Origin of the sequence: Limosilactobacillus mucosae DSM 13345 (genome assembly GCF_001436025.1) — a bacterium.
In the GTDB taxonomy this organism is placed as follows: Bacteria; Bacillota; Bacilli; order Lactobacillales; family Lactobacillaceae; genus Limosilactobacillus; species Limosilactobacillus mucosae.
On the sequence record NZ_AZEQ01000081.1, the window covers coordinates 1 to 350 of the forward strand.

Here is a 350-nt window from a genome sequence, read left to right on the forward strand (position 1 = left end):
CAGATCAACGGCTGCATCAAGGTATTGACCGACTTGTCCAACGAAACGTACTTCTACGGCCGGGTAGTCAACACGATCGATTTGATCAAGATGTAGTCAGGAATTATATTTGAAAGGAGATCTGAACTATGAAGACACTTGAATTGACTTTTAAAGGCAGTCTTGGCGGCAAGCACGTATTTAAGGTGCACAATGCTAAGCCAGATCTGAAGGAAGAAACTATTCTGCCAGTGATGAAATCTCTGGCAGCGCTGAAACTGTTCCAGCACTCTGACGAATTCCTCTACGAACAGCCAGTGTCAGCTAAGTATGTTGACGTTCAAGAAACGGTTGTATTTGACAACTCGCCA

Annotated in this window: 1 protein-coding gene; it reads left to right on the forward strand. The window is 44.3% G+C overall.

The features are described 5' to 3' along the window. Positions 1 to 128: 128 nt before the first annotated feature. Positions 129 to 350, forward strand: a 222-nt coding sequence (locus FC47_RS10270) for a DUF2922 domain-containing protein (protein WP_056968830.1), incomplete at its 3' end; no start/stop codon positions are given.